The following is a 6,447-nucleotide window of genomic DNA, read 5'->3' on the forward strand; positions in this document are numbered from 1 at the left end:
GCATCGGGCTTGCGCCGGCGCGGCGTTCGCGGTTTTTCGGCGGGCGTCCGGCGCGGCGGCCCCGCACGCCTGGTCACCGCGCGAGGCCCGCTCGCCGCTGTCATGCGGCGGACATATCGTGGGCCTGCACGCGCGTCGTCGTTATTGACGGACGACGGCGGGCGGTTGCCAAGTGCCGTCGGTGGCGTCGGGTTTGGGCGCGTAGAGGCGCAGCACGAGCTGGAAATCGCCGCGCGGCGCGGGCAGCCAGTTCGCCGCCTTGCGCGGTTTGGCCGCCGACACCGTCACGTCGATCGAGCCGTCGCGATTGCGCCGCGCGCCCGACTTGTCCCCGACAGCCGCGCGCGACGGCGTGCTGTCGCCGAGCGCGCCATCCTTCGTGTAGGCCGTGACCGACCAGAAGCCGCGCACGGGCGGCACCTGGTTGGATTCGAAATGCATCACGTAGCGGTTCGCGCCGTTCAACGCGTGACCGTCGCTGTCGAGCGCGACGCTGGCGCGCACTTCGTCGTCCTTCGTGCCGATGCCCGGCTGCGCGTACGCCGCGTACGCGCGCAGCGCGTAGTCGGGGCCATAGTTGCCGACGCCGTCGCCGAACCAGTTCCAGCCGTTCGCCGACAACATGTTGGTCGGCGGCGTCGCGATGCGCGCGCGGCCGTCGGCGATGCCGCCTGCGACCGCGTCGCCCGCCGATTTCGGCAGCTCGACGGGTTCGTCGGGCTTCACGCCGAGATCGGCGAGAAACTTGAGCGCGTGCGGATCGGCGGGCGACGGCGGGTTGTCGGGCAGCAACTGCGCGACGCGCTCGAAGAAGGCCTTCGCGTCCAGCGCGGCGACCTGCTCGGCGGGCGTGCCGGGCGCGCTGTCGCCGGGCATGCTGCGCGGCGCGACCGATGCAGCCGACGCATCGCCCGTGTAGACGGACAGCGGCATCACGCGGACGCCGCGCTGTAGCTTGCGCACGGCCGTGAGATCGCGTCCGCCGTTCGACTGGATGCGCACGTCGAGCCACAGGTTGCGCGTGGGCGCGTCGATCCGCTTCACGCCCTTGGGCAGCTCGCCCTTCCATTCCGGTTTAGCGAATGCGACGGTCTGCGCCTTGATGCCCGGCGCGCGGGCTGTCGTCTGCGTGCCCGTCGACCACACGACGTTGGTCCACATGTCGAGCGCGCGCGCATCCATATAGCGGCCCGCCGATGCCGGCAGCGAGACGATCACCGGTTCGTCGCCGACGTCGAGCCATGCCGTCGAGTCGAGCGTATCGATGCCGGGCGTCGGCGGATTGTGCGCGCCGACAGGCGGCAGCGCCGACGCGTGACGCAACGTGTTGACGGGCGCCTGGCCGGGGCCCGCGCCGACGGCCGCGTCGCGCGCCGCGCCCATCAGCACGAGGGGATAGGCGAACACATAGGAATCGGCAACTTCGTCCTTGATCCAGCCAGTCGGCTTGGGCGCCACGATGGGCGTCGACGAGCAGCCTGTGAGAAATGCGATGCCTGCAAGCGCCGCGCAGGCGAGTTGAAGCGGAAACTGTTCTCGGCGATTTTTTATCATTCGATGAACCGCGGTCCTGGATTGTCACTCTGGGCCAGGACGGGCGCAGTCCGCCGAGCCCCCGCCCGCATCGGATATGCCGACTAGTCCTGACAGTCGTTTCTGACAACGCGTTGTATCTTATCCGCGTCGTGTCGGCAAGGATTGTTTTTCGCATTTGCAGCATGCCTTCGCTGCGCCGAGAGCGGCGTCGTGCCGCGCATTCGCGAAGCGGGTAAAGGCGCTGGCGCAGCCAGGCCAGCGCAGTCCCGAACTGCCATCGGCGCACTTACACTTTCTCACGTTTATCTGCGCGCAACAGCCGGCATCCGATGACAATTGATGGTTTGCCCGGACATCCAGACGTATACTCCGGGCAAGCTGGATCTTCGTCATCGCGGCGAGCTTTGCGCCGCACTATTTGCAACCGAGCATGGCAAGCCCGACCAAAGCATCACTCGTATCCTCCATTCAGACCGTCCGCGAAGTTGCGCAAGGACGGCGTGCAAAACGCATCGTTCTCATCGTGTTCGTCGTGCTGGCCGTGTTCGGCCTGCTCGGCTTTTTCGCCGCGCCGCCGCTGATCCGGCACATCGCCGAGCAGCAGCTGAGCCAGCAGCTCGACCGGCCCGCCAGCATCGGCCGCATTGCGCTCAATCCGTACACGCTCAACTTCGAAGCAGACCGCGTGCATATCGGCGAGCGCGACGGCAAGGGCGACTTCGTCGATATCGAACGGCTGATCGTGCGCCCGTCATGGAGCTCGATTTTCCGCCTCGCGCCCGTCGTCGACGAAGTGAAGGTGGACTCGCCGCGTTTCACAATCGTTCGCTATGACGCGCAGCATTTCAATTTCAGCGATCTGATCGAGAAGTTTTCGAAGCAGCCGTCCAAGCCCGACAGCAAGCCCGCGCAATTCGCGATCTCGAACATCCGGCTGGAGAACGGCAAGATCACGTTCGACGACCGGCTGCTGAACGTCAAACATGTGATCGACGAATGGAGCCTCGGCATTCCGTTCATCGCCACGCTGCCGTCGAAGACGGACATCTTCGTCGAGCCGCTGCTGCGCGCGCGCATCGACGGCAGCCCGCTCGCCATCGACGGACGCACGAAGCCGTTTGCCGTGTCGCGCGAATCGGAAGTGTCGCTGCGCTTCGACGGCCTCGACGTGCCGAAGCTGCTGTCGTACTCGCCCACGAAACTGCCCGTCACGGTGCAGGCGGGCAAGCTGTCGAGCGACCTGAAGGTGAGCTTCGCGATGACCGAGAACGCGCCCGAGTTGCGCATCACGGGCACGACGGATCTCGCCGACATCGACGTGCTCGACGAGCACAAGTCGCCGTTCTTCGCCGCGCGCTCGCTGCACGTGGCGGCAGCAACGCTCGAGCCGCTCAAGAGCATCTATCGTTTCGACGACATCCGCCTCGAAGCGCCGAACGTCCATCTCGCGCGCGACAGGAACGGCGTGCTGAGCGTGCAGCATACGTTCGCGTCCGCGCCTGCGCCTGCGGGCGGCGAGCCGAAGGCCGCGAGCGCGCCCGCCGCTTCGGGCGCGAGCGGTGATACGAAAGCGGAAGCGAAGCCGGCGGCCGCCGCGCCGCCGCTGGACCTGCAGATCAAGCAATTCGAGCTGTCCGGGGGCACCGTCGAAGTTCAGGACGAAGCGGCGTCGCGGCCCGTGACGGCGGGCTTGAACAATCTCTCCGTGGCGCTCGCGGATTTTTCGACGCTCGGCAACACGCCCGCTCGCTTCACGCTCAACACCAACGTCACGAACCAGCCGAAGGCGGCGCTCGGCGTGACGGGCAACGTGTCGCTCGCCGCGAAGACGGCCGACGCGAAGATCGATCTGAAATCGGCGCAACTGCCCGTCTTGCAGCCGTATCTCGACACGCTGACGGCGGCCAAGGTGATCGACGGCACGCTCAGCATGCAGACGGGCATCGCGGCGAACTGGGCGAAAGAGCCCATCGATCTGCAAATCGGCGCAAGTCAGCTCGATCTGCAGTCGCTGAAAGTGGCGGCGGCGGGCGCGAAAGAGCCGGCCATCGCCATCGCCGACGGCAAGGCCAGTATCAAGCGCGTGGATCTGGGTGCGCGCAATGCGGAAATCGACGGCGTGGATCTGACGGGCTTGTCCGTCGATGCGCAGCGCCTGAAGGACGGCACGATCGATCTCGCGGCGCTGGCCGGCCCGCACGAAGAAACGCGCGAGCGCACGGCGATTCACGCGGCGAAGAAGGCGACGCGCGAAGGCCCGGCGTGGCATTACAGCATCGGCGAGCTGAACCTGAAGAACGCGTCGGCGAGCTTCACGGACAACACCACGGCGCGGCCCGTCAAGCTCGTCGTGACGCCGCTGCAGCTGAAAGTGCAGAAGATCAGCGACGACCTCAGCCGCGCGCTGCCCGTCGAGTTGCAGGCGACCGTCAACGGCAAGGGCACGCTCGGCGTGAAGGGCGACGTGACGGCGGCGCCGCTCAAGCTCGCGGTGAAAATCGACGCCAACCGGCTCGATGCCGCCGCGTTCGAGCCGTACTTCGGCAGCAAGCTGAACGCGACCATCGCGAGCGCGCTGCTGAACGCGAACGGCGATGTGTCGATGGCGCAGGGCGATAAGTCGAAAGGCGTGAGCGCGACCTATCGCGGCGACGCCGCGCTCGTCGACGTGCGGATGATCGACAAGGCGACCTCCGATCCGTTTGCGGGCTGGCGCTCGCTGTCGCTGACGGGCATCAAGGCGAACTACGACGAGCGCGGCACCGACGTCGATGCATCGAAGGTGACATTCTCGAACTTCTATGGCCGCGTGCTGCTCGACGCGCAGGGCAAGCTGAATCTGAAGGACGTGGTCGCGCACGAGTCGGGCGCGCCGCAGTCGCTGACGCGCGACAAGAGCGGCAAGAGCGGCAAGAGCGGCAAGAGCGGCAAGGGCAGGGAACCCATCCCGCTCGGCACGCCCGCCGAATCGGAAGCGCAAGCGGCCGCGCCTGCGTCGGCCGCTTCCGGCGCGAGCGTGGCCGCTACGGCCGCTACTGCCGTCACCGGGGCCACGCCGCCGCAAAGCCCGGTGCGGCTGCACTTCGGTCAGTTCGTGCTGCAAAACGGCCGCGTCACCTACACCGACAACTTCATCAAGCCGAACTACACGGCGAACCTGATCGCGATCCAGGGAACGGTGGGCGCATTCGGCACGGACTCGAAGCAGTCGGCGCCCGTCGACGTGTCGGCGAAACTCGCGGCCAACGGGCCGATCACGATCCGCGGCTCGGTCAATCCGCTGATCGCGAAGCCCGCGCTCGACCTGACGGCGACGGCGCACGGCATCGAGCTGACCAATCTGACGCCGTACTCGGCGAAATACGCGGGCTATCCGATCACGAAGGGCAAGCTGAACGTCGATCTGCACTATCAGCTCGCGAACGATCAGCTGACGGCGAACAACCACATCTTCATCGACCAGCTCACGTTCGGCGATCACGTCGACAACGACACGGCGACCAAACTGCCCGTCAAGCTTGCGATCTCGCTGCTGAAAAATTCGCGCGGTGAAATCGACGTGAACATTCCCGTGTCGGGCTCGCTGAACAATCCGGAGTTCAGCATCGGCGGGCTGATCTGGCACGCGGTGCTGAACCTGCTGCAAAAGGCCGTGACGGCGCCGTTCTCGCTGCTCGCGCACGCGTTCGGCGGCAATGGCGAGGAACTCGGTTATGTCGAGTTCGATGCGGGCTCGGCCGTGCTGACGGACGCTGCAAAGCAGAAGCTCGACACCATCGTGAAGGCGCTGTCCGACAAGCCGTCGATCCGCCTCGACATCATCGGCCGCGTCGATCCTGCCGTCGACCAGCCCGCGCTGCGCACGGCCTATGTCGACCGGCTCGTGCGCCAGCAGAAGGTCAAGGACGTGGTGGGCAACGGCGAGAGCGTCGATCCGATGTCGGTGAAGGTCGACGACAAGGAATACGACAAGTATCTGACCAGGGCCTACAAGGATTCCGACTTCAAGAAGCCGCGCAATATCGTGGGCCTGACCAAGACCCTGCCCGACGACGACATGAAGAACGCGCTCGCCGAACACGCGCCCATCACCGACGCTAGCCTGCGCGAGCTGGCGCAGCGGCGCGCCCAGGCAGTGCAGCAGTATTTCGACGGCAAGATCGACAGCAGCCGCGTGTTCATCGTCGCGCCGAAGCTGGACGCGTCGGGCATCGATGACAAGGGCGCCACGACGCGTGTCGATTTCAACCTGAAATAACGCGCGGCGCTTTGTGTTGAGAAGCGGCGTCGCCGGGCATGTCCGGCGACGCCGTTTTTCGTTTGATGCTTTCCGTTTTCCTCAATACGCAATTCGACATCTTTGCCGCCGTCGCGAGCGCGCGGGTCAATAATCGTCAAGGATGGCCGCGTGACGGCGCGCGCCGTCAACGCATCGCGGCGAGGGTCGTTAAGGAGTCCAACATGGACGCGTCCGTTTTGCCTCAGGCTGTCGGGCGCATCCGACGCAATCCTTCCCGCTCGAGTTCCGATGAATCTTTTGAAGTCCTGCCGCGCATTGGCGCAATGGTCGGCGAGTGCCGCTGCCGTCGTCTCGCTTTCGACCGTCGCCGGCTGCGCCATGTCGCCGTGGGATGCGCTGTTCGGCGATTCGCCCGCCGCGCCTGCGCCCGTGCTCGAAGGTCCCACGCCCGTGGCGGCGGGCTACTATCGCGCGAATCCCGGCGACACGATGGGTAGCATCGCGGTCGCATTCGGGCGCGAGCCGTCGCAGGTGGCACGCTGGAATCGCCTCCCCGACGATTACCCGGTGAATGTCGGCCAGGTGCTGCGTGTCGCGCCGCCGCCCGGCGAAGCGTCGCGCGGCGCGAATACGGGCGCCACGGCTGCGTCGGCCGCGACGGGCCGTGCCGC

General features: G+C 66.4%; 3 protein-coding genes. 2 read left to right on the forward strand and 1 reads right to left on the reverse strand.

Going from position 1 to position 6,447, the window contains the following annotated elements:
• Positions 1-141: 141 nt before the first annotated feature.
• Positions 142-1,554: a DUF1254 domain-containing protein gene (locus H3V53_RS27365; protein ID WP_336600598.1), complete on the reverse strand. Its 1,413-nt coding sequence runs from the start codon at positions 1,552-1,554 to the stop codon at positions 142-144.
• 412 nt (positions 1,555-1,966) lie between these two features.
• Between H3V53_RS27365 and H3V53_RS27370 the strand changes: the two genes are divergently transcribed.
• A complete protein-coding gene (locus H3V53_RS27370) occupies positions 1,967-5,794 on the forward strand; it encodes a DUF748 domain-containing protein (protein WP_336600599.1) in 3,828 nt (1,275 codons plus the stop codon).
• 270 nt (positions 5,795-6,064) lie between these two features.
• On the forward strand, positions 6,065-6,447 hold a 383-nt coding region (locus tag H3V53_RS27375; RefSeq protein WP_336600600.1), incomplete at its 3' end, for a LysM peptidoglycan-binding domain-containing protein.

It is taken from the genome of Paraburkholderia bengalensis, from assembly GCF_037126505.1.
Taxonomy (GTDB): domain Bacteria; phylum Pseudomonadota; class Gammaproteobacteria; order Burkholderiales; family Burkholderiaceae; genus Paraburkholderia; species Paraburkholderia bengalensis.

Excerpts from the sequence above, each read along its gene's own strand:
- H3V53_RS27370 (WP_336600599.1), top strand. The coding sequence starts at position 1,967 with ATGGCAAGCCCGACCAAAGCATCACTCGTATCCTCCATTCAGACCGTC.
- H3V53_RS27365 (WP_336600598.1), bottom strand. The coding sequence starts at position 1,554 with ATGATAAAAAATCGCCGAGAACAGTTTCCGCTTCAACTCGCCTGCGCG.